This is a genomic window from Pseudomonas sp. KK4 (genome assembly GCF_001984065.1).
In the GTDB taxonomy this organism is placed as follows: Bacteria; Pseudomonadota; Gammaproteobacteria; order Pseudomonadales; family Pseudomonadaceae; genus Aquipseudomonas.
The window spans coordinates 1-24,927 of sequence record NZ_LYVP01000022.1 but is presented as its reverse complement, the minus strand read 5'-3'; the positions used below and the strand labels follow the sequence as shown (position 1 = coordinate 24,927).

15 protein-coding genes, 1 tRNA gene and 1 riboswitch are annotated in these 24,927 nt (G+C 61.6%); of the genes, 14 read left to right on the top strand and 2 right to left on the bottom strand.

What is annotated here, in order from left to right:
- The first annotated feature begins 1 nt into the window (after nucleotide 1).
- Entirely contained in the window at nucleotides 2-766 is a 765-nt protein-coding gene (locus B0W55_RS10595; RefSeq protein ID WP_077045947.1) for an ABC transporter ATP-binding protein, read from the top strand.
- Nucleotides 767-1,025: 259 nt separating this feature from the next.
- Nucleotides 1,026-2,018 (top strand): transcriptional regulator ArgR, encoded by a 993-nt coding sequence (argR, locus tag B0W55_RS10590; protein WP_077045946.1) that lies wholly within the window; start codon nucleotides 1,026-1,028, stop codon nucleotides 2,016-2,018.
- Nucleotides 2,019-2,148: 130 nt separating this feature from the next.
- On the opposite strand, the gene B0W55_RS10585 is transcribed toward argR, so the two are convergent.
- Nucleotides 2,149-9,843, bottom strand: coding sequence for a dermonecrotic toxin domain-containing protein (locus B0W55_RS10585; RefSeq protein ID WP_077045945.1), 7,695 nt, complete (start codon nucleotides 9,841-9,843; stop codon nucleotides 2,149-2,151).
- A 306-nt stretch (nucleotides 9,844-10,149) separates the two neighbouring features.
- Between B0W55_RS10585 and B0W55_RS10580 the strand changes: the two genes are divergently transcribed.
- The 7 genes from B0W55_RS10580 (at nucleotide 10,150) to astE (ending at nucleotide 18,024) form a co-directional block, all read left to right on the top strand.
- Nucleotides 10,150-11,370 carry an aspartate aminotransferase family protein gene (locus tag B0W55_RS10580; RefSeq protein ID WP_077045944.1) on the top strand — a complete coding sequence of 407 codons (1,221 nt, stop codon included), beginning with the start codon at nucleotides 10,150-10,152 and terminating at the stop codon, nucleotides 11,368-11,370.
- A 212-nt stretch (nucleotides 11,371-11,582) separates the two neighbouring features.
- The gene (aruF, locus tag B0W55_RS10575) at nucleotides 11,583-12,602 is read left to right on the top strand and encodes an arginine/ornithine succinyltransferase subunit alpha (protein ID WP_077045943.1); all 1,020 of its coding nucleotides are present in this window, start codon (nucleotides 11,583-11,585) and stop codon (nucleotides 12,600-12,602) included.
- Nucleotides 12,603-12,671: 69 nt separating this feature from the next.
- Entirely contained in the window at nucleotides 12,672-13,697 is a 1,026-nt protein-coding gene (astA, locus tag B0W55_RS10570) for an arginine N-succinyltransferase (RefSeq protein WP_077045942.1), read from the top strand.
- Nucleotides 13,694-15,163 carry a succinylglutamate-semialdehyde dehydrogenase gene (gene astD / locus B0W55_RS10565; protein ID WP_175645492.1) on the top strand — a complete coding sequence of 490 codons (1,470 nt, stop codon included), beginning with the start codon at nucleotides 13,694-13,696 and terminating at the stop codon, nucleotides 15,161-15,163. Before astA ends, astD begins: the two co-directional genes overlap by 4 nt.
- 139 nt (nucleotides 15,164-15,302) lie before the next feature.
- On the top strand, nucleotides 15,303-16,649 hold the full coding sequence (gene astB, locus B0W55_RS10560) for an N-succinylarginine dihydrolase (RefSeq protein WP_077045940.1): 1,347 nt from the start codon (nucleotides 15,303-15,305) through the stop codon (nucleotides 16,647-16,649).
- A gap of 61 nt (nucleotides 16,650-16,710) precedes the next feature.
- Nucleotides 16,711-17,001: a topoisomerase II gene (locus B0W55_RS10555; RefSeq protein WP_077045939.1), complete on the top strand. Its 291-nt coding sequence runs from the start codon at nucleotides 16,711-16,713 to the stop codon at nucleotides 16,999-17,001.
- Nucleotides 17,002-17,013: 12 nt separating this feature from the next.
- Nucleotides 17,014-18,024 carry a succinylglutamate desuccinylase gene (astE, locus tag B0W55_RS10550; protein ID WP_077045938.1) on the top strand — a complete coding sequence of 337 codons (1,011 nt, stop codon included), beginning with the start codon at nucleotides 17,014-17,016 and terminating at the stop codon, nucleotides 18,022-18,024.
- Between the two features lie 129 nt (nucleotides 18,025-18,153).
- Here the strand turns inward: astE and B0W55_RS10545 are convergent, their stop codons facing one another.
- The gene (locus tag B0W55_RS10545; protein WP_077045937.1) at nucleotides 18,154-18,666 is read right to left on the bottom strand and encodes a 6,7-dimethyl-8-ribityllumazine synthase; all 513 of its coding nucleotides are present in this window, start codon (nucleotides 18,664-18,666) and stop codon (nucleotides 18,154-18,156) included.
- A gap of 103 nt (nucleotides 18,667-18,769) precedes the next feature.
- A riboswitch (FMN riboswitch) is annotated at nucleotides 18,770-18,941 on the bottom strand.
- A 197-nt stretch (nucleotides 18,942-19,138) separates the two neighbouring features.
- Between B0W55_RS10545 and ltaE the strand changes: the two genes are divergently transcribed.
- From ltaE to B0W55_RS10520, 5 genes are all read left to right on the top strand, one after another.
- Nucleotides 19,139-20,143, top strand: a complete 1,005-nt coding sequence (ltaE, locus tag B0W55_RS10540; protein WP_077045936.1) for a low-specificity L-threonine aldolase — start codon at nucleotides 19,139-19,141, stop codon at nucleotides 20,141-20,143.
- A 146-nt stretch (nucleotides 20,144-20,289) separates the two neighbouring features.
- Complete coding sequence (alaS, locus tag B0W55_RS10535) at nucleotides 20,290-22,914, top strand: alanine--tRNA ligase (RefSeq protein ID WP_077045935.1); 2,625 nt, start codon at nucleotides 20,290-20,292, stop codon at nucleotides 22,912-22,914.
- Between the two features lie 91 nt (nucleotides 22,915-23,005).
- On the top strand, nucleotides 23,006-24,247 hold the full coding sequence (locus B0W55_RS10530; protein WP_077045934.1) for an aspartate kinase: 1,242 nt from the start codon (nucleotides 23,006-23,008) through the stop codon (nucleotides 24,245-24,247).
- A 188-nt stretch (nucleotides 24,248-24,435) separates the two neighbouring features.
- Nucleotides 24,436-24,624, top strand: a complete 189-nt coding sequence (gene csrA / locus B0W55_RS10525) for a carbon storage regulator CsrA (RefSeq protein WP_002554426.1) — start codon at nucleotides 24,436-24,438, stop codon at nucleotides 24,622-24,624.
- 62 nt (nucleotides 24,625-24,686) lie between these two features.
- A tRNA-Ser gene (locus B0W55_RS10520) sits at nucleotides 24,687-24,777 on the top strand.
- Nucleotides 24,778-24,927: the final 150 nt, after the last annotated feature.

The window sequence follows — 24,927 nt, the reverse complement described above, 5'->3', positions numbered from 1 at the left end:
CATGTACAAACTTGAAGTCCAAGACCTGCATAAACGCTATGGCAGTCACGAAGTGCTCAAGGGCGTGTCCCTGAAAGCGGCGGCTGGCGATGTGATCAGCATCATCGGCTCCAGTGGCTCCGGCAAAAGTACCTTCCTGCGCTGCATCAACCTGCTGGAACAGCCGCACGCGGGCAAGATCCTGCTCAACAACGAAGAGCTCAAACTGGTGGCGAACAAGGACGGCGCGATGAAAGCCGCCGACCCGAAACAGCTGCAGCGCATGCGCTCGCGCCTGTCGATGGTGTTCCAGCATTTCAACCTGTGGTCGCACATGACCGCGCTGGAAAACATCATGGAAGCCCCGGTGCACGTATTGGGCATGTCCAAGGCCGAAGCCCGGGAAAAGGCTGAGCTGTATCTGAACAAGGTCGGCGTGGCCCATCGCAAGGACGCCTACCCGGGCCACATGTCCGGTGGTGAGCAGCAGCGCGTGGCGATTGCCCGTGCCCTGGCCATGGAGCCTGAGGTGATGCTGTTCGACGAACCGACCTCGGCGCTGGACCCGGAGCTGGTGGGCGACGTACTGAAAGTGATGCAGGCCCTGGCCCAGGAAGGCCGGACCATGGTGGTGGTGACCCACGAAATGGGCTTTGCCCGTGAAGTGTCGAACCAGTTGGTGTTCCTGCACAAAGGCGTGGTCGAAGAAAGCGGCAACCCGCGTGAAGTGCTGGTCAACCCGCAGTCCGAGCGCTTGCAGCAGTTCCTGTCCGGCAGCTTGAAGTAAACAGGGCTGCCGTTGTGCACTGGGTTAGTGCATGCTTCGCAGCCTGGCGTTCGACCCGGATCCCTTGTGGGAGCGGGCTTGCTCGCGAAGGCGGTGTATCAGTTACATCACTGTTGACTGACACTCCCTCTTCGCGAGCAAGCCCGCTCCCACATTCAGATCCCTGCCTGGATCTGTTCGGGTTTGAAGATTTGCGTTCATTTACGGGCTAGCATTGGCCCATGCCTTCATCACTGTTCTTCGTTTCGGATTGCCCGCCATGACTGCCCATCGAATTGGTTTCCTGATTTGGCCCAGCACTAAAGCACTGACGCTGGCGCTGGCTGAGGAGGCCTTGCGTGTTGCCCAGCGTGTGCATCCGGAGGTGGTTTACGAACTGTCGTTCCTGCAGGCCGAAGCGGTGGTCGACGCCCCAGGTGAAGGCGCCTGGCAATTGCCCGGTGAACCCTGGACCGGCAAGCTCGAAAACTTCCAGAAACTGTTCCTGCTCGCCGACGAGCCGCCGACCGCCCTCGCGCCGGCGCTCAGCAGTGCGCTCAAGCAACTGGTGCGTGCCGGTTGTGTGATTGGTGGGTTGTCGGCCGGGGTCTACCCGTTGGCGCAGTTGGGTCTGCTCGATGGTTATCGCGCGGCGGTGCACTGGCGCTGGCAGGATGATTTCGCCGAACGCTTTCCCAAGGTCATCGCCACCAGCCACCTGTTCGACTGGGACCGCGATCGCCTGACGGCCTGTGGTGGCATGTCGGTACTCGACCTGTTGCTGGCGGTATTGGCCCGGGATCATGGCGCGGAACTGGCCGGTGCGGTGTCGGAAGAACTGGTGGTGGAGCGCATTCGTGAGGGCGGCGAGCGTCAGCGCATTCCGTTGCAGAACCGCCTCGGCTCCAGCCATCCGAAGCTGACCCAGGCCGTGCTGCTGATGGAAGCCAACATCGAAGAGCCGCTGACCACCGACGAAATCGCCCAGCACGTGTGCGTGTCCCGTCGGCAGTTGGAGCGGATCTTCAAGCAGTACCTCAACCGCGTGCCGAGCCAGTACTACCTGGAGCTGCGCCTGAACAAGGCCCGGCAGATGTTGATGCAGACCAGCAAGTCGATCATCCAGATCGGCCTGTCGTGCGGCTTCTCCTCGGGCCCGCATTTCTCGAGCGCCTACCGCAACTTCTTCGGCGCCACGCCACGGGAAGATCGCAACCAGCGGCGTAGCAGCAGCCCATTCGAATTGTCGTCGGTGCCGTCCGAGCGCGGCTAACCGCCAAAAATACCCCTGTAGGAGCGAGCATGCTCGCGATGGACTCGAGAGCGCCGCGTTCACCCAGAAATCCCGCGTAATCGTTGACGACCATCGCGAGCATGCTCGCTCCTACAGGGGTGTGGTTGCTTTAGCTCTCCATTTCTACGTTCGGGGCGATGTCGTCAGGCCTTGGCATTCCCTCTACCGCGGCGATGCCCAGTGTGTTCCCCGTGTCATGAAAGTACGCCGCGATCCGCTGCAGGCTCTGCGCGGTGAACGGATTGCCGCTGAAGTTGAAGTCCGCGGTGTTGTCCGCGTCGGCTTCCATCAGTTCGATCGGCATTTCAGTTATCGAGTTATTGGACAAATCAGCGTGGGTCAGGCTGCTGTGGGTGAACACGCCCCTGGGCACGTCGCGCAGCCCGGTGTTGCTCAGGTTCAACGACGACAATCCCTGTAGGTTGCGCAGGTCGGGCGTCAGCCCCAGGGGGTTGCCGCTGAGGTTGAGGCTGTCGAGGTTGTCCATCCCGGCCAGCGCATGCGCAGTCTTGCGGGTCAGGGTGATGCGGCACTCGGGCAGGCTCAGCGCCGTCAGGCTTTTCATGCTGAAGACCGCTTCGGGCAAGTCGCCCAACTGATAACCGCGGATGGCAACGGCCTGCAGATTAGGGAAGTAATCGAGGAAGCGACCGAGCCTTGGGACAATGTCCCCGGTGCTCATCAGCTCCAGTTCCAGCACGTGCCCGAAATCCGCGGTCAGTACCGGCAGTTCGCCCATGATCGACAGGTTGGACACCAAGCCAAACTCAGTGCTGGAGGCGTTTGGCGTCGGAATTTGCCGCCAGCAGCGTTCCAGGCTGTCCATGAACGCCCGCCTTTTGTTTTGCTCCTGCAGCAAGGTTTCACCGTCCAGCGGCATACCGGTCAACGGATGATCGGGGATGTCGGTGCTCCACACGGTCAGTTCGCTGATCAGGCTGGCGAGTTCGGCGTGTTTGCGCGACAGCTCGATCCGGCCATCTTCCAGGGTGCCGGGCAAGCGGTAGACGACTTCACTGGCTTGCTCGACGTCCAGCGTCGGGTACAGCGCCATGACCTGGTCAATATCTTCCTGGGGCGCCAGGACGCCCAGGTCATAATCGGTTTGGCTGAAATAGATTTTGATCTGCTCGAGCACGGCGCTGGACAACGGGTTGTTGCCGAAATCAAAGCCTTTGCTGGACTCGTCGTCCATCGGCAGGTTGAACACTTCACGGGGCAGCTCACGGATTCGGTTGTCACTGAGGATGGCCGTTTCCAGCTTCGGATGCTGCAGCAGGCCGTTGGGCACCCGGTCGATGCCGGTGCGGGCCAGGTCGATGAATTTCAGCTTCGGCAGGCTGGCCACATCGGGAATCATCCCCAGTGGGTTATCGAACAGCTCCAGCATTTCCAGGCGCGAGCGCGAGGCCAGCAGGTACTGGCCTTCGGCGTCCAGCACCACGCCACAATGGGTCAGGACCAGGTTTTCGAGGGACGGCATGGCGGTGATGGCCCGGGGTACCCGACCGAGGGCGAAATCGCGCAGTTCCAGATGCTGCAGGCCACTGAAGCATTCAAGAAAGCGTGCAGGTATGCCCAGCGCGTCGTTGCCGCCGAGGGACAGCACCGAGACGTGGCTGAAATCGGCGGTCAAGGCCGGCAGGTCACCGATAAAGGTCAATTGCGTGTCGAGCGTCTCAACCCGCCGCTCCGGTGTCTCGTTCATTCGTTCGCGCCAGAACTGTTCCAGTTTTTGCGCGAAGTCCTGTCTGGCGCTGCGTTCGGCCATGAGTTCGATGGCGTTCAAAGGTACGCGCGTCTTGGGGTTATGGGGCGGCGCGCTGTCGGCCCAGACACCGAGATCGCGTGTCAGCCGAACGATTTCCGCCTCCCAGCGCGACAGTTGAACGCGCCCCTCTTGCAGGGTGCCCGGCAGTTTATAAATGACGTGGCTGGCGTCTTCGGTGTCCAGCGCCGGAAACAACGCTTGAGCACGCTCGATGTCTGCCTGCTCCGCCAATACACCGAAGTCATTGCCGCTGATGCCGTAGAAGGCTTTTATCCTGTTGCGGCTGACGGCAGACCAGGGGTTGTTGCCCAGGTCGATTTCCTCGATGAAATCCATATTGAGATCGAAGAAGGCGTCGGGCAATTCGGTGATCTGGTTGCCGCCCAGATGGGCATTGCTTAAATGTTCGAGTGAGGTGAATCCAATGGGCAGGTGGGTGATACCGGTGTCGGACAGGCGCACATCGTTCAGGAGCGGCAGGGTGGAAAGGTCCGGCGTGCTGGCCAGCGGGTTTTCACTCAGGTCCAGTGTCTCCAGCGTGCTGATGGCCGAGAGCACTGCCTGACCTTCGGCGGTAAGGGGCATGCGGCAATCGCGCAAGCGCAGTTCCTTGAGCGCCGGCATGCGGGTCAGGGCCTGGGGCATGTGGTCCAGGGCAAACCGGTTGAGCTCCAGGCTGTGCAGGTTCGGGAATAATTCAAGGAACGGTCCCGCGCCACGGATCCCCCGGCCGCCGTTGAGGGTCAGGGTGGCGACATGGCTGAAATCCGCGGTCAGCGACGGCAGCTCACCCATGAATTTAAGGTTCGATTCGAACGAGTCGTCACGCAGGTGCGAGGTATCCGAGCGGCGCCGCCAGAACTGCTCGAGGGTTTGCTGGAATTCAGCCCTGGCCACGTACTCGTTAAATAGTTGATCGGCGCTGAGCGGTTCTCCGGTATCCAGGTGATGGGCGGGCACGTTGCGGGCCCAGGCGTTGAGGTCGTGAGTCAGTTGCGCAAGCTCGGCTTTCCAGTGCCTGAGCTGGACACGGCCATGTTCCAGGGTGCCGGGCAGGCCGTAGATCATCTCGCTGGCGTCCTGTTGGTCGAGCGCCGGAAACAATTCGATGGCCAGGTCAATGTCGGCCTGGTCAGCCCAGACCCCGAAGTCTTGCCGGGTGGTCTGGAAGGTCGCCTTGATCCGTTCCCGGGTCGCCAAGGACAAGGGGTTGTCGGCAACGTCCATCCCGTCGATGCGGTCGGCGGGGAGATTGAACATTGCCTCAGGCAGCTCGGTCAGCAGGTTGCTGCTGAGGATGGCCGTTTTCAGACGGGGGTTTTCGATCAGTCCGCTGGGAACGGCGGCCAGGTTGGCGTCGGTCAGATCGATGTACGTCAGAGCGGGCAGCGCCCTCAGGTCCGGTGCCGTTGTCAGCGGGTTATGGGTCAGTTCCAGCACATCGAGGTTGCGCAGGGAAGCCAGCGCAGCCTGGCCGTCGGGCGTGAGCACCACACCGCAATGGTCCAGGATCAGGGTTTCCAGCCGCGGCATGCGGGTGATCGCTTGGGGGATTGTTTCCAGGGCAAAGTCGTTCAGGTGCAGGCTGCGCAGCCCGGTGAAACGCTGCAGGAAGGGCTCGACGGCGGTGATCGCCGTGTTGCCGGTCAAGCCCAGGGTGGCGATATGGCCGAAATCCGCCGTGAGTTCGGGCAGGGCGCCGATGAATTTCAGCTCCGCTTTGAACTGCTCCGGGTGGTTACTCAGCCGCCGGCGCCAGAACAGTTCCAGTCGTTGGCCGAAGGATTCCCTGGCGACTTGTTCGGTGAAGATTTCGTTGATGTTCAGCGTCTGGCCGGTGGTGGGGTGGCTATACGGAACATCGGCCGACCAGCGCGCAAGGTCCTGGGTCAGTTGGGCGATTTCGTTTTCCCAAAGGGTGAGTTGATCCCGCCCCTGCGCCAGTGTCCCGGGCAAGCGGTACAGCAGGTCGGTGGCCAGATGAGCATCGCGGTCGGGAAACAGGGCGATGACCCGATCGATGTCCGCCTGTTCGGCCAGGATCCCGAAATGTTTGCCGGTGCGGGCGTAGTAAATCTTCACTCGCTCGCGCATGGCGGCCGACAGCGGATTGTGGGCGAACTCGAATCCGCCGCCCAGGTCGGCGTGCAGGGTGAAGAACGCCGGGGGCAGTTCGCTGATCAGGTTGCCGTTGAACCTGCCGGTGAGCAGATAGGGATGGTCCAGTAAACCGGCGGGCACTGTAGTGATCCCGGTGTCGCTCAGGTTGATGTGGCGCAGCAAGGGCAAACTTCGAATATCGGGCAAGGCCGCCAACGGATTGCCTTGCAGGTCCAACAGGGACAGCGAGGGCAATGACGCCAGGGTCAGTTGGTCTGCCGGGGACAGTCGGATACCGCTTTGACGCACGATCAGTTGCCGCAGCACACGCATCGAGCTGAGGCTGTGGGGCAGGTCGCGCAGGGCCATGTGGCTGACATCCAGGTGCAGCAGCCCGGGAAAGTGTTGCAGGAAGGCATCGATGCCGGCGCTATTGGCACCACCCTGGATCGACAACACCGAAACGTGGCTGAAGTCGGCGTTCAGCACCGGCAGATCACCCACCACCGGTCCTTGTATCTGCAAGGTGTAACCGGACAGCCCGCGGGTTTCCCTGCGCCAGCAGCGCTGGAGCGCTTCCTTGATCTGCCCGCGATTGAGCAGGGCCGCCTGGCGCTGGTCGGCGGTCAGCGGGCGACCGGTGACGGGGTCGTGGGTGGGCACATCGTTGGCCCAGCGATGCAGGTCCTGGGCGAGCCGCAGGAATTCATTGTTGAGCCGGGACAGTTCCGCGCGCACGCCCGCGGGGTGGCGTCGCAGCTGATTAACCAGCTCGCCGATTTCATGCAGGGTATGGCGTGGGTACACCTCTTGCGCCCGCTGTTCGAGGGTGTAGGGCTGGGTCCTGACCAGCCGCCGATAACCGTCCGTGCCCACCAGGCGCAGGCTGTCCGGGGCGCCTTTGTTGATGGCGGGAAGATCGATGGCCAGGCGAAGCTCGCTGCGTTCCAGGGGGTGTGCGCGGATGACCGCCTTGAGTTGCTGCCCCTGGCCGATGTGAATGTCCAGCGCCTGACGCTCGGTATCCGGCAGGGCGAACAACACGCTGGCGTAAAAATCCGTGGCAGCGCTCAGTTCCTGTCCGCGGTCGTCGAAAGGCTGCCAGCGGCCATCCGCTCGTTTGACCAAGACTTTTTGCTCGGGCGCATCCGCACGGCCGGTGCTGTCCAGGCGTGTACCTTCGTAGTCCAGATCGCGGATTTCGATCCGCACATCGCCGCTCCAACCCGGCAGTCGTTGCAGGCTGTGCAAGGCCAGGGTGTCGGTGTCCGGGTTACTCACCGAATCCAGTGCCAGCCCTTCGAACGCGCGGCTCACGCGAACTTCCTCGCTGGCCTGCAGCATGAGCGTCTGTTGGCGTTCCGGCAGTTGGCCTGCGCTGATCTGTTGGCGTTCGGCGTTGGAGGCGGTGTTGAGCAGTTCCCGGGTGACGCTGGTGGGCAATTGCGGATCGTGATTGGCGAGCTGTCGCGCCAGTGAGTCCTGAGGGTGTTCGAGCGCCCTGTAGCGGGATTCGAACATCGCGCTGCGCTGCCGCCGGGCCAGGGTCACCAGTTGTTTGCGCAGGGTTCGGGTGCGTACATCGAGGGCCAGGGTCGGCCCTGCGAACTCTTCGCCCAGCAGCGCCTTGATCTCGCTTTCGCTCAGTGAACCGAGCAGCGTCTTCAGTGGGTCACTGTTCAACAGACTGTCCTGGCGAATCTCGGTCAGGGGCAGGGTTGGGTCAGTGGAAGACACCCAGGCGATTTCGCCCTGTTCGTTGACCCAACGCAGCCGTTTGCCGGCTGGCCAGCGGTCGTGTGCTGTCAGCCATTGCAGTTGCGTCAGCGGATCGGCGCGCCGGTATTGCTCGGGTTGTTCGCTGTCCAGTTGTTCGATGAACTGTTCCAGGTCGTGGTCGATCCTGAAGCGCTTGATGCTGTCGGCCAGCAGCGGCGGCACCGGCTCCTGATTGACGTGCATTTTGCGCAGCCCGTCCTCGGTGTAGCCGCTGACCTTGAGGATCTGTTCGCGCTGGGCGGGCGTGAAATCCTCGACCGCAGGACCGATACGGCGCAGGGCGGTGGCGGTGTCCCATTCCAGCGGCTGCTCGAGCTCAGTGTGCCAGGCGCCTTCGCCGTTGTGGCGGACCAAGGGTTGGTAGGCGTCGGGGCGCGTGGGGTGCTCGATGCGGTACTGGCCGGCGCTTTTGCTCACCGCGAAGTGCGCTTCGTCGATGGGCAGCAGGTGTTTTCCCTCGTGCGCATGCAGACCCAGTTCATTGGGGCGTGAACCGGGGGGCGCTTTGTGTTCGTAGTGGGTCAGGTCCGGTTTCCAGTAGCGAGTCTGGCCGTCGGGGCGTTCCACGGGTTTGAAGCGGTCTATGAAGGCCACGACCTCCCTGGGCAGTACCTTGCGAAACTCTCCGGCGCCAATCGCGCCCGCGGCGGCAAAAACGCCCAGCTGAACCAGGGATTCCACGGTGCCCATCAGGTGCTCGAAAGCTTCGGTGGTCTGCCCCTCGGCCCAGTCGACGATGCCCTCGAAGGTTTCGTCGAGCAGCTGATACGCCATGTAGGCCATCATCAATTCGCCCAGCACCGGCACGAACGGCGCGATGATGAACGCAGCGGTCTGCACAATGGCCGACGCCACGTTGACGAAAGAATCCCACAGCGCCCAGCGCGCTTTCTGATCGGCGGCTGCGGTCGAAACGGCGATGGTCCGCGCGTCATTGAGGATCTTGTTCAGTCGGGTTTCAAACAGGTGCTGCCACAGTTCAGTGTTGAATGGCGTGGCGGCAAATTGCAGGTTGGGGTTATCGATCGGCGTTTCGCGCCAGGCCGGCAGGGCGCTTCCCGGGGTCGGTTCATGCCAGGTCATTGTGCTCAGGCGTTGGTTGAGCGTGCCGAAGAACAGCCCCCGTTGTTCGTGATCGACGAAGCGGCTGAAGAATTGCTGGTAATCCTTGGAGCGCAGTTGCCGGATCAGTTCGGCGGCCATTTGCGCCGTTGAGGCGTATTCCTTGATCGGATGATCCGGGTCATCCGGCACGTACGCCACCACCCGGGCCACTTGCCGCGTGCGCTCAAGATCGGGTGCGAAGATCACGATGCCGGTGAGGCGGGCGCCGAGCATCGTCAGGTCGTGGCAACGCAACGGCTGTCCATCGATCTGCATGGCTTGCGATCCGTCGAGCAGCCCGCTGATCAGGCGCACGTATTCCTTGCCGATATCCCCGTGTATGCGCGCCCAGTGCAGGGCCGCCCGGATCGCGGCTTTTTGGCTGGCGCTGACCTTCGCTTGCAACACTGCGGCGGCCACCGGTTGCGAGAGGCCGAGGTTTTCGTCGAGATAGGTTACGTATTGGGCGCCGATGTCCAGCTCCCGGCACAGCTGGATGAACGTCGGGATGCTCAGTGTTTGTTGGATGTCTGGCAGAGCGTCGAACTGCCCGGTCGCCGTGGGCGCGGTGATGAACGTTGAGTGGGGTTCATAGGCGTCGTCTTCGGCTTCTTTCGCCTCGAAGTTATGCAGGGCCGCGTCCAGCAGCGACACGCTCCAGGCTCGAGCACCGGTTTTGACCGGGAACCAGGGGATGGTCTCGGGTACGTAGAGGTGAACGAAGGTGTTCCTCACGTCCAGATCCAGACCGAAGCGGCTGTTCAAGGCCTCCTTGAGCAAGGGCTCGGCGAAGGCGCTGGCGTCCTGCAGGTGGGCCAGTCGTCGGTCGACATCGTTTTGCGCGGTCCAGTGGGCGGTGTTGAGTGCCTTGATTTTGCGGTGCTGCGCCGGGTTCAGGTGATTGAACAGGCGCGGCGGCGTGCCTTTTAACGCCTGGCGTCTGGCCGGTGAAGCCTGGGCGAGCCATTCGGGCAGGGCGTTCTGCAGGGTGTGATAGTGGCTGTCGTGATGCTGCGGATAATGCGTGTCGTGGGTTGCCGGGGATTTCATCGTGCCAGTCCTTGAGCATTGAAGAATGTTCAAGCAGATCAGATCGGTGCAATCACTGTGCGGTACATGGTTAGGGCATGTACCGTTTGCGCAAATCAAATCCCGGCCACCCTGCCGCTATCCCCCCGGGGCAGTTAAACTGCGCCTTTGTGACCCTATATGTCGCATCGCCGTAAACCCGGGAAAATCCGGGGTTTGCGCTATAAGAAGTTGTCGCTTGGCGGCAAGGCCGGGCTGAAAACTGTCCTTACAATCCCCCCATCGCTCGCCAGTTTCAGGCGAGTGTTTTCTCTTCAGGAGACTCCGATGTCCGTTGAGCACGCTGCGGTACAACGCGCCGATTTCGACCAGGTAATGGTTCCCAACTACGCGCCTGCCGCTTTCATTCCGGTACGTGGCGCCGGTTCCCGCGTCTGGGACCAGTCCGGTCGCGAGCTGATCGACTTCGCCGGCGGGATTGCCGTTAACGTATTGGGCCACGCGCACCCGGCGCTGGTCGGTGCCTTGACCGAGCAGGCCAACAAGCTGTGGCACGTGTCCAACGTGTTCACCAATGAGCCGGCCCTGCGCCTGGCCCACAAGCTGGTCGACGCCACCTTTGCCGAGCGTGCCTTCTTCTGCAACTCCGGCGCCGAAGCCAACGAGGCCGCGTTCAAGCTGGCCCGTCGTGTCGGTTTCGATCGGTTCGGCAGCGAGAAGTACGAAATCATCGCCGCGCTCAACAGCTTCCACGGCCGCACCCTGTTCACCGTGAACGTCGGTGGCCAGTCGAAGTACTCCGACGGTTTCGGTCCGAAAATCACCGGTATCACTCACGTGCCGTACAACGATCTGGCCGCGCTCAAAGCCGCCATTTCCGACAAGACCTGCGCGGTGGTACTGGAGCCGATCCAGGGCGAAAGCGGTGTGATCCCGGCTGAACTTGAATACCTGCAAGGCGCCCGCGAGCTCTGCACCGCGCACAACGCGCTGCTGATCTTCGACGAAGTGCAAACCGGCATGGGCCGTACCGGCAAACTGTTTGCCTACCAGCACTACGGCGTGACCCCGGACATCCTGACCAGCGCCAAGAGCCTGGGCGGCGGTTTCCCGATCGCGGCCATGCTGACCACCGAAGACCTGGCCAAGCACCTGGTCGTCGGCACCCACGGCACCACCTACGGCGGCAACCCGCTGGCGTGCGCCGTCGCCGAAGCGGTGATCGACGTGATCAACACCCCTGAGGTGCTGGCCGGCGTGACCGCCAAGCACAACAAGTTCAAGGCGCGCCTGGAGCAGATCGGCGAGAAGTACGGCCTGTTCACCCAGGTGCGTGGCATCGGCCTGTTGATCGGCTGCGTGCTCAGCGATGCCTGGAAGGGCAAGGCCAAGGACATCTTCAACGCCGCCGAACGTGAAGGCCTGATGGTGTTGCAGGCTGGTCCGGACGTAGTGCGTTTCGCCCCGAGCCTGGTGGTGGAAGACGCCGACATCGATGCCGGCCTGGACCGCTTCGAGCGTGCGGCGGCTAAGCTGACACAAGCCTGATAGACCTTTCGGCGCCTGACTACTCAGGCGTCGAACCCCATTTTTTGCCGGACCGGATTAAATGTGGGAGCGGGCTTGCTCGCGAATGCGGTGTATGCGTCAGCCTCGTTGGTGTCTGACACAGCGCATTCGCGAGCAAGCCCGCTCCCACAGTGTTGCAGTGCTCGGTCTGGACTATTTTTCCTCAAAGAGTTTTGAAAAGGAGTGACACCATGCTGGTGATGCGCCCCGCGCAAATGGCTGATCTGGGCGAGGTACAGCGTCTGGCTGCGGACAGCCCGATTGGTGTCACTTCCTTGCCGGATGACGTTGAACGCCTGAGCGACAAGATCGCCGCGAGCGAAGCCTCGTTCGCCGCCGAAGTGAGCTTCAACGGTGAAGAGAGCTATTTCTTCGTCCTCGAAGACACCGCCACCGGCAAACTGGTCGGTTGCTCGGCCATCGTCGCCTCGGCCGGTTATTCCGAGCCGTTCTACAGCTTCCGCAACGAGACCTTCGTCCACGCTTCCCGCGAGCTGAAGATCCACAACAAGATTCACGTGCTCTCGCAGTGCCACGACCTGACCGGCAACAGCCTGCTGACCAGTTTCTACGTGCAGCGCGAGCTGGTGGGTTCGCCCTGGGCTGAGCTCAACTCCCGTGGTCGCCTGTTGTTCGTGGCCAGCCATCCGGAGCGCTTCGCCGATTCGGTGGTGACCGAGATCGTTGGCTACAGCGATGAAAACGGCGACTCGCCGTTCTGGGATGCCATCGGCCGCAACTTCTTCGACCTCAACTACGCCGAAGCCGAGCGCCTGTGTGGCCTCAAGAGCCGGACCTTCCTCGCCGAGTTGATGCCGCACTACCCGATCTATGTGCCACTGCTGCCCGATTCTGCGCAGGAGGCCATGGGCCAGGTGCACCCGCGGGCGCAGATCACCTTCGACATCCTGATGCGCGAAGGCTTCGAGACCGATCACTACATCGATATTTTCGACGGTGGCCCGACCTTGCATGCCCGCGTTTCGGGGATCCGTTCGATCGCCCAGAGCCGCGTGGTGCCGGTGAAGATCGGCGAGCCGGTCAAGGGTGTCGGTCGCCAGTACCTGGTGGCCAACGCGCAGTTGCAGGATTACCGCGCGGTATTGCTCGAGCTCGATTACGCGCCGGGCAAACCCGTGACCCTGGACCTGGAAACCGCCGAAGCCCTGGGCGTCGGCGAAGGTGCCAGCGTGCGCCTGGTGGCGGTTTAACGCCTGACTGGCAAGTATCCTGGAAAGATGTTTCGCGGGTGGCGTTGGCGGCCCGTTTGAGGAGATAGCATGATCGTTCGTCCCGTACGCAGCAGCGATTTACCCGCTCTGATCGACCTGGCCCGCAGCACCGGCACCGGCCTGACCACCTTGCCGGCCAACGAAGAGCGTCTGGCCCATCGGGTCGGCTGGGCCGAGAAGACCTTTCGCGGCGAAGCCGGGCGAGGCGATGCGGACTACCTGTTCGTGCTCGAAGACGACAATGGTCGGGTGGTGGGCATTTCCGCCATCGCGGGCGCCGTGGGCCTGCGCGAGCCCTGGTACAACTTCCGCGTGGGGCTGACCGTCAGCGCCTCGCAGGAGCTGAACATCTATCGCGAAATCCCGACGCTGTTTCTGGCCAACGACCTGACCGGCAACTCCGAGTTGTGCTCGCTGTTTTTGCACGCCGATTACCGCAGCGGCCTCAACGGTCGCATGCTGTCCAAGGCGCGGATGCTGTTCATCGCCGAATTCCCGCAGTTGTTCGGCAACAAGATCATCGCCGAGATGCGCGGCGTGTCCGATGACGCCGGGCGTTCGCCGTTCTGGGAAAGCCTGGGCCGGCACTTCTTCAAGATGGAATTCAGCCAGGCCGACTACCTGACGGGCGTGGGCAACAAGGCCTTCATCGCCGAACTGATGCCCAAATTCCCGCTGTACACCTGCTTCCTGTCGCCGGATGCGCGCAACGTGATCGGCCAAGTCCACCCGGACACCGAGCCGGCGCTGTCGATGCTCAAGAGCGAAGGTTTCAGCTATCAAGGCTACGTCGACATCTTCGACGCCGGCCCGGCCATCGAGTGCGAAACCGGCAAGATCCGCGCGGTGCGCGACAGCCAGGCGCTGGTGCTGGCCGTCGGCACCCCGGGCGATGACGCCACGCCGTTCATTATTCATAACCGCAAGCGCGAAGACTGCCGCATCACTGCCGCACCGGCACGCTTCGCCGCGGGCACGCTGGTGGTCGATCCGCTGACCGCCAAACGTCTTCAACTCAACGCCGGCGATCAGGTGCGCGCCGTTCCGTTGTCCGCTGCTCGGGAGTCGAAATAATGAAGTCGCTATACATTGCAGGTGAATGGCTGGCCGGTCAGGGCGAAGTCTTCGAATCGCTGAACCCGGTGACCCAGCAAGTGCTGTGGTCCGGTAACGGTGCCACGGCCGATCAGGTTGAATCGGCTGTGCAGGCGGCGCGTCAGGCGTTCCCGGGCTGGGCTCGGCGCACACTCGAAGAGCGTATTTCGGTGCTGGAGGCTTTTGCCGCTGCGTTGAAAAACAACGCGGACGATCTGGCCCGCGCCATCGGTGAGGAAACTGGCAAGCCCCTGTGGGAAGCGGCCACCGAAGTCACCAGCATGGTCAACAAGATTGCGATTTCGGTGCAGAGCTACCGCGAGCGTACCGGCGAGAAGAGCGGCCCGCTGGGCGACGCCACTGCGGTATTGCGTCACAAGCCGCACGGCGTGGTCGCGGTGTTCGGCCCTTACAACTTCCCGGGCCACTTGCCCAACGGCCATATCGTGCCGGCTTTGCTGGCCGGTAACAGCGTGCTGTTCAAGCCCAGTGAGCTGACGCCGAAAGTCGCCGAACTGACGGTCAAGTGCTGGATCGAAGCCGGTCTGCCGGCGGGTGTGTTGAACCTGCTGCAGGGCGCTCGCGAAACCGGTATCGCCCTGGCGGCGAATCCGGGGATCGACGGTCTGTTCTTCACCGGTTCCAGTCGCACTGGCAATCATTTGCACAATCAATTCGCCGGCCGTCCAGACAAGATCCTGGCGCTGGAGATGGGCGGTAACAACCCGCTGGTGGTCGATCAGGTCGCCGATGTCGATGCGGCGGTGTACACCATCATTCAGTCGGCCTTCATTTCTGCCGGCCAACGCTGCACCTGTGCGCGGCGCTTGCTGGTGCCGCAGGGCGCCTGGGGCGATGCGTTACTGGCACGGTTGGTGGCGGTCAGTGCGACCCTCGATGTCGGTGCTTTCGACCAGCAACCGGCGCCGTTCATGGGCTCGGTGATTTCCCTCGGCGCGGCCAAGGCGCTGATGGACGCCCAGGCGCATCTGTTGGCCAGCGGCGCGGTGGCGTTGCTGGAAATGACCCAGCCGCAAGCCCAGGCCGCTTTGCTGACCCCCGGCATTCTCGACGTGACCGCCGTGGCCGAGCGTCCGGACGAGGAGCTGTTCGGGCCGTTGTTGCAGGTGATCCGCTACGCTGATTTCGAAGCGGCGATCGCAGAAGCCAACGACACCGCCTATGGCTTGGCGGCCGGTTTGCTGTCGGATTCCGAAGCGCGCTACCAGCAATTCTGGCTGGAGAGCCGCGCCGGTATCGTCAACTGGAACAAGCAACTGACCGGTGCCGCGAGCAGCGCGCCATTTGGCGGCGTCGGCGCCTCGGGCAACCACCGCGCCAGTGCCTTTTACGCAGCGGATTATTGCGCGTACCCGGTGGCGTCGCTGGAAACGCCGAGCCTGGTGTTGCCTGCCACTTTGACGCCTGGCGTGAAGATGGCGTAGCGCCCATTCGCGAGCAAGCCCGCTCCCACAGGGGAACGCATTCCAATGTGGGAGCGGGCTTGCTCGCGAAGGCCGCGACTCGGTCTTACTGAATTGTTACCTGAAGCCTATAACAACAGATTCTCGTGGAGCCTCGCTGATGAAATCCTATGAAGTCAATTTTGACGGTCTAGTGGGGCCGACCCATAACTACGGCGGCTTGTCCTATGGCAACGTCGCGTCCCAGAGCAACAGCCAGCAGGCGTCGAACCCCAAGGAAGCCGCGCTGCAAGGCCTGGCGAAAATGAAAGCGCTGATGGACATGGGTTTCCAGCAAGGCGTGCTGGCACCGCAGGAGCGCCCGGACGTGGCTGCACTGCGTCGCCTGGGCTTCAGCGGTACCGACGCTCAAGTGATCGAGCGCGCGGCCAAAGACGCGATGCCGTTGCTGGTCGCCAGTTGCTCGGCGTCGAGCATGTGGGTGGCCAACGCCGCCACGGTCAGCCCGAGTGCCGACACCGCCGACGGCCGCGTGCACTTCACCGCCGCCAACCTCAACTGCAAATACCATCGCAGCATCGAACACCCGACCACCAGCCGCGTGCTGGGCGCGATGTTCGCCGACCAGCAGCACTTTGCCCACCACGCCGCGTTGCCGGCTGTGGCGCAATTCGGTGACGAAGGCGCAGCCAACCACACCCGTTTCTGCCGTGAATACGGCGAAGCCGGCGTCGAGTTCTTCGTGTTCGGTCGCAGTGCCTTCGACACCCGCTACCCGGCGCCGCAGAAATATCCGGCCCGTCAGACCCTCGAAGCGTCCCAGGCCGTCGCGCGTTTGCACGGGTTGAAGGATGAGGGCGTGGTCTACGCCCAGCAGAACCCTTCAGTGATCGATCAGGGCGTGTTCCACAACGACGTGATCGCCGTGGGTAATGGCGAGGTGCTGTTCTATCACGAGGATGCTTTCCTCGAGACCGATAAGATGTTGGCCGAATTGCAGGCCAAACTCGCCAGGGTCGGTGGGAAATTTCAGTCGGTGTGCGTACCGCGTTCGGCAGTTACCGTCGAAGACGCGGTTCGGTCCTACCTGTTCAATAGCCAGCTTCTGTCGCGTCCTGACGGCTCGATGCTGTTGATCGTGCCGGAAGAATGCCGCAGCAACGAGCGCGTGTGGCAATACCTGCAGGCGTTGACCAGTTCTGGCGGCCTGATCCGTGAAGTGAAGGTGTTCGATCTCAAGCAAAGCATGCAGAACGGCGGCGGCCCTGCTTGCCTGAGGTTGCGCGTGGCGCTCAACGAAACCGAACTGGCGGCGGTCAATCCAGGCGTTATCATGACGGCACCGTTGTACGGCACCCTGACCGAATGGGTGAACAAGCACTACCGCGACCGCATGGCCGAAACCGATCTTGCGGACCCGCAGTTGCTGATTGAGTGCCGGACGGCACTGGATGAACTGACGCAAATCCTTAAACTGGGCGCGGTTTATCCATTCCAGATCAATTGATCGACGGCGCGCTGTCGGGCCCGACAGCACGCCGGTTCATCTCCAATGAGAGCGTAAAGACATGAGCGATACCCTGCAGCTGATCCTTGAAGACACCGACGGCACGCAACTGGAAACCTCCTGCACCCGCGTCGCGGTCATGTGGCAAGGCAAAGAGCTGTGGATCCAGCAGGACGGCCGCGGCCAACTGTTGATCGGCGTGGACGTCGAAGAGGGTGACGAAGAGTACGCCAACCTGCTGCTGCGCCCATTGGCGACTAATCTGGTAAGTCTGCAACTGGAGATGGAACCGGCTGACCTCGGCGACGACGAGGAACATGTCCACGGCCCGGATTGCAATCACGACCACTAAGGAAACCGCTCTATGCTCGCCCTCGGCAAACTGCTTGAACTGACCCTCGCCGGCCGCGAACCGGCGGAGAAGACTCAACTGACTGTCGAAGGCGTGCGCATGCGCTGGTTGAGCGAGGGGGCGCTGGAAGTCCGACCGCCCGAAGCCCGTGACAATGGCCTGGACCTGCTGCTGTCGGCGGGGATCCATGGCAACGAAACAGCCCCGATCGAGTTGCTCGACCGGCTGTTGCACGACATCGCTCGCGGCGATCTGAAGCCGCGTGCACGCATTCTGTTCCTGTTCGGCAACCCCGACGCCATCCGTCGCGGCGAGCGTTTCGTCGAGCAGGACGTCAACCGGCTGTTCAATGGCCGTCACGAACAAAGCAGCGGGTCTGAAGCCTTGCGCGCCTGCGAGCTGGAGCGACTGGCCGCCAGTTTCTTCAGCCTGCCGGACCGCCAGCGTCTGCACTACGATCTGCACACGGCCATCCGTGGTTCGAAAATCGAGCAGTTCGCGTTGTACCCCTGGAAAGAAGGTCGCCAGCACTCACGCCGCGAGCTGGCGCGCTTGCGTGCCGCGGGCATGGAAGCGGTGCTGCTGCAGAACAAGCCGTCCATCGTCTTCAGTTCCTACACCTACGACAAGCTCGGCGCCGAAGCTTTCACCCTTGAACTGGGCAAGGCGCGACCGTTTGGACAGAACGACGGGGTGAATGTCTCGCTGCTGGAAAGCCGCCTTAAACAGATCATTGAAGGCAAAGAGCCGGAATCGACTGAAGAAGTACTCGATGGTTTGCAGCTGTTCAGCGTGGCGCGGGAAATCATCAAGCACAGCGACAGCTTCCGCTTGAACCTGCCGGCGGACATCGAGAATTTTTCGGAATTGGAAGTGGGGTATCTGTTGGCCGAAGACATCGCCAACACCCGCTGGATCATCGAAGAAGAGGGGGCGCGGATCATCTTCCCGAACCCCAAGGTCAAGAACGGCCTGCGCGCCGGCATCCTGATCGTGCCGACCACCGACGAAAACCTGGCCTGAACAACCTGCAATCCCCTGTAGGAGCGAGCTTGCTCGCGATGGTCGCAAACGATAACGCTGGGCGTCTGATACACCGCAGCGTTCTCGGGTCTATCGCGAGCGTGCTCGCTCCTACAGGGGAAGCGGTGTTTAGACGGCTACCGCACGCGGCTCGCTGCGACGCAGGTTGCGGATTTTCGCCAGCGTATCGGCGCAGGTCTTCGCCGCTTCCTGGCCTTTGTGCACGAAGTGGTCGAAGAAGAACTTGTGATGCAGCTCTTCACCGGCATGGAAGTGGTGCGGGGTCAGGGACACGGAGAATACCGGCACTTCGGTTTCCAGCTGAACCTGCATCAGGCCGCTGACCACCGATTGGGCAACGAACTCGTGACGGTAGATCCCGCCGTCCACCACCAGGGCTGCGGCGACGATGCCGGCGTAGCGACCGGTCTTGGCCAGCAACTTGGCGTGCAGGGGCATTTCAAAGGCGCCGCCGACTTCGAAGAAGTCGATGTCGGACTCGTGGTAACCCTGGGCAATCATTTCAGCGACGAAGCCTTTACGGCTCTGATCGACGATATCCTTGTGCCAGCAGGCCTGGATGAACGCAACGCGCTCGCCCTGATGGTTTTTGCTTTTGCTGTCGATTGCGGTGGGTTGCATGTTCTGACTCCTGTTTGTGTGAAAAACAGGGCGTTATGAATCGAATGGGATTTGAGGGTACGCACGCTCGCACGAATGCCGGCGCTCGGCCCTTTGGCAACAATCCCGTTCTCTCTTCATCCGGACTATGACCGTCGGCCCCGGGATCACACCGGGTCTGCTGACCTTGCTGCCGATCATTGCCCAAAGGCGTTTCGTCACCAAGCGCTCGCGGGCTATGCGCGTTGCGCGCAATTACCGCCGGTGGGGAGTTGCACCCCGCCCTGAGAACGTTTTTGCCGTCACAATGTTTGGCGGCGAAGCGTTTTTAACACATATTTCCTACGGGTGCATTGATGCTTTCAGATGATTGCCATCGAATTTTTCACTGTATTAATCAGCCTTTTCCTCGCCCAAGGGTTGATTATTCATCGCCATGACCGCAGTAATTCTCCCCTGAAAGGGATTTCCCCTGCTTACCGAGGCCAGATTCATGAGCGTTATCGATCTTCGCAGCGACACCGTCACCCAACCGTCCGCCGGCATGCTCGACGCGATGGCCACCGCCGCCACCGGGGACGACGTTTATGGCGAAGATCCGACGGTCAATCGCCTGGAAGCCGACCTGGCCAAGCGCCTGGGTTTTGCCGCCGCGCTGTTTGTGCCGAGTGGCACCATGAGCAATCTGCTGGGTTTGATGGCGCACTGCGAACGCGGTGAGGAATACATCGTCGGTCAGCAGGCCCACACCTATAAGTACGAGGGGGGTGGTGCGGCGGTGCTCGGCTCGATTCAGCCACAGCCGCTGGAAGTGCAGGCCGACGGTTCGCTGGACCTGGCCCAGGTCGCCGCGGCGATCAAGCCGGATGATTTCCACTTCGCTCGCACCCGTTTGCTGGCGTTGGAAAACACCATGCAGGGCAAGGTCCTGCCGCTTGAGTATCTGGCGCGCGCCCGCGCGTTGACCCGTGAGCAGGGGTTGCAACTGCACCTGGACGGCGCGCGGCTGTACAACGCGGCAGTCAAGCTGGGTGTCGATGCCCGGGAAATCACCCAGCATTTCGATTCGGTCTCGGTGTGCCTGTCCAAAGGCCTCGGGGCGCCGGTGGGCTCGGTACTGTGCGGCTCGGCAGAGTTGATCGCCAAGGCCCGCCGCCTGCGCAAGATGGTCGGTGGCGGCATGCGTCAGGCGGGGATTCTGGCGGCGGCCGGTCTGTATGCGCTGGAGCACAACGTCCAGCGCCTGGCCGATGACCACAATAACGCCCAGCGGCTGGCCGAAGGCTTGCGTGCGGCGGGTTATGAAGTCGAGCCGGTGCAGACCAACATGGTGTACGTGAACATGGGCGGCCAGGCCGAGGCGATCAAAGCGTTTGCCGCCGCGCGCGGGATCACCCTCAGTGCCGCGGCACGCCTGCGCATGGTCACGCACATGGATGTCAGCGGCGAACAAATCGAGCAAGTCGTCGCGACATTCGTCGACTTTTCGCGCAAGTGATAGCGTTAGCGCTCCAATTGACTGTTTCTATCGTATAAACACGCTGTACCCCGCGCGCAGGGCCGATATAATGCGGCCCTTTGCCGTCGCTTCGTCTGTTGACGTTTCGAACAGGCCTTTGGCCGCAGCCTCCGTGGAAGAACCTAATGAAAAGCGCAGAAATCCGTGAAGCCTTCCTTCGCTTCTTCGAAGAGCAAGGCCACACCCGTGTAGCCTCCAGCTCTTTGATTCCGGGCAACGACCCAACCCTGCTGTTCACCAACGCGGGGATGAACCAGTTCAAGGACTGCTTCCTGGGCCAGGAAAAGCGCGCGTACACCCGCGCCGTCAGCAGCCAGAAATGCGTGCGCGCCGGCGGCAAGCACAACGACCTGGAAAACGTCGGTTATACCGCCCGTCACCACACCTTCTTCGAAATGCTGGGCAACTTCAGCTTCGGTGATTACTTCAAGCGCGACGCCATCACCTACGCCTGGAACTTCCTGACCTCCGACAAGTGGCTGAACCTGCCGAAGGAAAAACTCTGGGTCACCGTCTACGCCAGCGATGACGAGGCGTACGACATCTGGACCAAGGAAATCGGCGTTCCGGCAGAGCGCATGGTGCGCATCGGCGACAACAAGGGCGCGCCTTACGCGTCCGACAACTTCTGGACCATGGGCGACACCGGCCCGTGCGGTCCTTGCACCGAGATTTTCTACGATCACGGCGCCGACATCTGGGGTGGCCCACCGGGCTCGCCGGAAGAAGACGGCGACCGTTACATCGAGATCTGGAACAACGTGTTCATGCAGTTCAACCGCACCGCCGATGGCGTGTTGCATCCGCTGCCAGCACCGTCGGTCGACACCGGCATGGGCCTGGAGCGGATCAGTGCGGTGCTGCAGCACGTTCACTCCAACTATGAAATCGACTTGTTCCAGAGCCTGTTGAACGCATCGGCCAAGGCCATCGGTTGCACCAACGACGCCCAGGCTTCGCTGAAAGTGGTGGCTGACCACATTCGTTCCTGCGGTTTCCTGATTGCCGACGGCGTGCTGCCATCCAACGAAGGCCGCGGCTACGTGCTGCGCCGGATCATTCGTCGCGCCTGCCGTCACGGCAACAAGCTGGGCGCCAAAGGCAGCTTCTTCTACCAGATCGTCGCGGCCCTGGTCGCTGAGATGGGTGAAGCCTTCCCTGAGCTGAAATCCCAGCAGGCGCACATCGAGCGCGTGCTGAAAGCCGAAGAAGAGCAATTCGCCAAAACCCTGGAGCAGGGCCTGAAGATCCTCGAGCAGGATCTGGCCGAGCTCAAGGGCGACGTGGTGCCGGGCGACGTGGTGTTCAAACTCTACGACACCTACGGTTTCCCGATGGACCTGACCGGCGACATCGCTCGCGAGCGCAGCCTGACCCTCGACGAAGAAGGTTTCGAACGTGAAATGGAAGCCCAGCGCGTCCGTGCCCGTTCCGCCAGCTCGTTCGGCATGGACTACAACAGCCTGGTCAAGGTTGACGTCGCCACCGAATTCACCGGTTACAAAGCCACCAGCGGTTCGGCGAAGGTTGTCGGCCTCTATAAAGAAGGTCAGGCAGTCGACGTCTTGAGCGAAGGCGAAGAGGGCGTGGTCGTTCTCGATCAGACCCCGTTTTACGCTGAATCCGGCGGCCAGATCGGCGATTGCGGTTACCTGCAAGCCAGCGGTGGCCGTTTCGACGTGCGCGACACCACCAAGACCGGCGGTGCGTTCCTGCACCACGGTGTGCTGGCATCGGGCAGCCTGACCATCGGTGCACCGGTTGAAACCCACGTCGAAGCTGAAGTGCGTCACGCCACCTCGTTGAACCACTCGGCCACTCACTTGCTGCACGCTGCGCTGCGCAAAGTGCTGGGCGAGCACGTTCAGCAGAAAGGCTCGCTGGTTGACAGTCAGCGCCTGCGCTTCGACTTCAGCCACTTCGAGGCGATCAAGCCTGAGCAACTGAAGGCTCTGGAAGACATCGTCAACGCCGAGATTCGCAAGAACTCCGCGGTTGAAACCGAAGAAACCGACATCGAAACTGCCAAGCAGAAGGGCGCGATGGCGCTGTTCGGCGAGAAGTACGGCGACAACGTGCGCGTGCTGAGCATGGGCGGCGACTTCTCCGTCGAGCTGTGCGGCGGTATTCACGCCAACCGTACCGGCGACATCGGCCTGCTGAAAATCATCAGCGAAGGCGGTGTGGCGTCTGGCGTGCGTCGTATCGAAGCCGTCACCGGTGCAGCGGCACTGGCCTACCTGAACGGGGCGGAAGAACAACTCAAGGAAGCGGCCAACCTGGTCAAGGGCAGCCGCGACAACCTGATCGACAAGCTGTCGGCTGTGCTGGAGCGCAACCGTGTGCTGGAGAAGCAACTGGAGCAGTTGCAGGCCAAGGCGGCCAGCGCGGCGGGCGACGATCTGTCGGCTCAGGCGTTGGACGTCAAGGGCGTGAAAGTGCTGGCGGTGCGTCTGGATGGCCAGGATGGCAAGGCGCTGCTGGCGCTGGTCGATCAGCTGAAAAACAAACTCGGCCGCGCAGTGATCCTGCTCGGCAGTGTCCATGAGGATAAGGTCGTTCTGGTTGCAGGCGTAACCAAAGACCTGACTGGCCAACTCAAAGCCGGTGATTTGATGAAGCAAGCCGCTGCGGCAGTGGGCGGGAAGGGCGGTGGGCGTCCAGACATGGCGCAAGGCGGCGGTACCGACGCTGGCGCTCTGGATGCCGCGCTGGCCCTGACCGTTCCGTTTGTAGAGCAGGGTTTATAAGGCAGTGCTTGCGGCCCGCAGTCTAGTGGCGGGTCGCAACGCTGTTTGAGTGATTATTTGGGCGCCCTTCATGGGCAGAGGCGGCTTTGAAATGGCTTTGATCGTACAGAAATTTGGAGGCACCTCGGTCGGCACTGTCGAGAGAATCGAGCAGGTCGCCGACAAGGTTAAGAAATTCCGCGATGCCGGCGATGACCTGGTGGTTGTGCTGTCTGCAATGAGCGGCGAAACCAACCGTCTGATCGATCTGGCCAAGCAAATCAGTGGTGACGGCCAACCGGTTCCGCGCGAACTGGATGTGATCGTATCCACCGGTGAGCAGGTGACGATTGCCCTGTTGGCCATGGCGCTGATCAAGCGCGGTGTGCCTGCGGTGTCGTACACCGGCAACCAGGTGCGGATTCTGACGGATAGCGCGCACAATAAAGCGCGTATCTTGCAGATTGATGACCAGAAGATTCGCGGCGATCTGAAGGCTGGTCGCGTGGTGGTCGTCGCCGGTTTCCAGGGCGTCGATGAGCACGGCAACATCACCACCCTCGGTCGTGGCGGCTCCGACACCACCGGCGTGGCGCTGGCGGCAGCCTTGAAGGCTGACGAGTGCCAGATCTACACCGACGTCGACGGCGTCTACACCACCGACCCGCGTGTAGTGTCCGTGGCTCAGCGCCTGGACAAGATTACCTTCGAAGAGATGCTGGAAATGGCCAGCCTCGGTTCCAAGGTGCTGCAGATCCGTGCGGTGGAATTCGCCGGCAAGTACAACGTTCCGCTGCGCGTACTGCACAGCTTCAAGGAGGGTCCGGGCACCCTCATTACTATTGATGAAGAGGAAACCATGGAACAGCCGATCATTTCCGGCATCGCTTTCAACCGCGATGAAGCCAAGCTGACCATCCGTGGCGTGCCAGACACCCCGGGCGTTGCATTCAAGATTCTCGGCCCGATCAGCGCCGCGAACATCGAAGTCGACATGATCGTGCAGAACGTTGCGCACGATAACACCACCGACTTCACCTTCACCGTGCACCGCAACGACTATCAGGCCGCCCAGGGCGTGCTGGAAAACACCGCTCGCGAGATCGGTGCCCGTGAAGTCGTCGGCGACACCAAGATCGCCAAGGTGTCGATCGTTGGCGTTGGCATGCGTTCTCACGCAGGCGTCGCCAGCCGCATGTTCGAATCCCTGGCCAAGGAAAGCATTAACATCCAGATGATCTCGACTTCGGAAATCAAAGTCTCCGTAGTGATCGAAGAGAAGTACCTGGAACTGGCTGTGCGCGCCCTGCACACGGCTTTCGATCTGGACGCACCGGCCCGCCAGGGCGAGTGATGCGTTCGCCAAAGGGCGCGGTCTGAACCGCGCCCTTTGTTTTTTTGAATGGCGTGACCCCAAGGCTGTTCTTTTGCTCGCGTTAGTCAATACTCAGGCATGTAGGCCATGACCGATTCTGGTTGTAGGTCGAGTGCCTTTTTTTTGCAGACTGTTGTCCCTGAAATGTAAGGCGTGAGGAGAAAGGTATGTTGATTCTGACTCGTCGGTGCGCAGAAAGCCTGATTATTGGTGATGGCGAAATCACCGTGACCGTGCTCGGCGTCAAAGGAAATCAAGTGCGTATCGGTGTAAACGCCCCCAAAGAGGTGGCTGTCCACCGTGAGGAAATTTACCTGCGCATCAAGAAAGAGAAGGACGAAGAACCAAGCCATTAATTTTTATCGTTTTTTATGTTTGCAAACGGGGAAGAAGCTGGTTAATATACGCCCCGTGTTGCGGAGAGCTGGCCGAGTGGCCGAAGGCGCTCCCCTGCTAAGGGAGTACACCTCAAAAGGGTGTCGGGGGTTCGAATCCCCCGTTCTCCGCCATTATTTGCGTAGTACGTTGTAATCTGGCTTCTTCGGTAAGTTGTTGAAATTACTAGAAAAAAGCGCTTTACAAAAAGATTCGACGGCCTATAATGCGCGGCAACAAATGCACTCGTAGCTCAGCTGGATAGAGTACTCGGCTACGAACCG

What these genes read in the sequence shown, in the direction of transcription:
- argR (WP_077045946.1), top strand. Translation starts at nt 1,026, where the DNA reads ATGACTGCCCATCGAATTGGTTTCCTGATTTGGCCCAGCACTAAAGCA.
- astE (WP_077045938.1), top strand. Translation starts at nt 17,014, where the DNA reads ATGCTCGCCCTCGGCAAACTGCTTGAACTGACCCTCGCCGGCCGCGAA.
- astA (WP_077045942.1), top strand. Translation starts at nt 12,672, where the DNA reads ATGATCGTTCGTCCCGTACGCAGCAGCGATTTACCCGCTCTGATCGAC.
- astB (WP_077045940.1), top strand. Translation starts at nt 15,303, where the DNA reads ATGAAATCCTATGAAGTCAATTTTGACGGTCTAGTGGGGCCGACCCAT.
- B0W55_RS10595 (WP_077045947.1), top strand. Translation starts at nt 2, where the DNA reads ATGTACAAACTTGAAGTCCAAGACCTGCATAAACGCTATGGCAGTCAC.
- ltaE (WP_077045936.1), top strand. Translation starts at nt 19,139, where the DNA reads ATGAGCGTTATCGATCTTCGCAGCGACACCGTCACCCAACCGTCCGCC.
- csrA (WP_002554426.1), top strand. Translation starts at nt 24,436, where the DNA reads ATGTTGATTCTGACTCGTCGGTGCGCAGAAAGCCTGATTATTGGTGAT.
- B0W55_RS10555 (WP_077045939.1), top strand. Translation starts at nt 16,711, where the DNA reads ATGAGCGATACCCTGCAGCTGATCCTTGAAGACACCGACGGCACGCAA.
- B0W55_RS10585 (WP_077045945.1), bottom strand. Translation starts at nt 9,843, where the DNA reads ATGAAATCCCCGGCAACCCACGACACGCATTATCCGCAGCATCACGAC.
- B0W55_RS10580 (WP_077045944.1), top strand. Translation starts at nt 10,150, where the DNA reads ATGTCCGTTGAGCACGCTGCGGTACAACGCGCCGATTTCGACCAGGTA.
- B0W55_RS10530 (WP_077045934.1), top strand. Translation starts at nt 23,006, where the DNA reads ATGGCTTTGATCGTACAGAAATTTGGAGGCACCTCGGTCGGCACTGTC.
- aruF (WP_077045943.1), top strand. Translation starts at nt 11,583, where the DNA reads ATGCTGGTGATGCGCCCCGCGCAAATGGCTGATCTGGGCGAGGTACAG.
- B0W55_RS10545 (WP_077045937.1), bottom strand. Translation starts at nt 18,666, where the DNA reads ATGCAACCCACCGCAATCGACAGCAAAAGCAAAAACCATCAGGGCGAG.
- alaS (WP_077045935.1), top strand. Translation starts at nt 20,290, where the DNA reads ATGAAAAGCGCAGAAATCCGTGAAGCCTTCCTTCGCTTCTTCGAAGAG.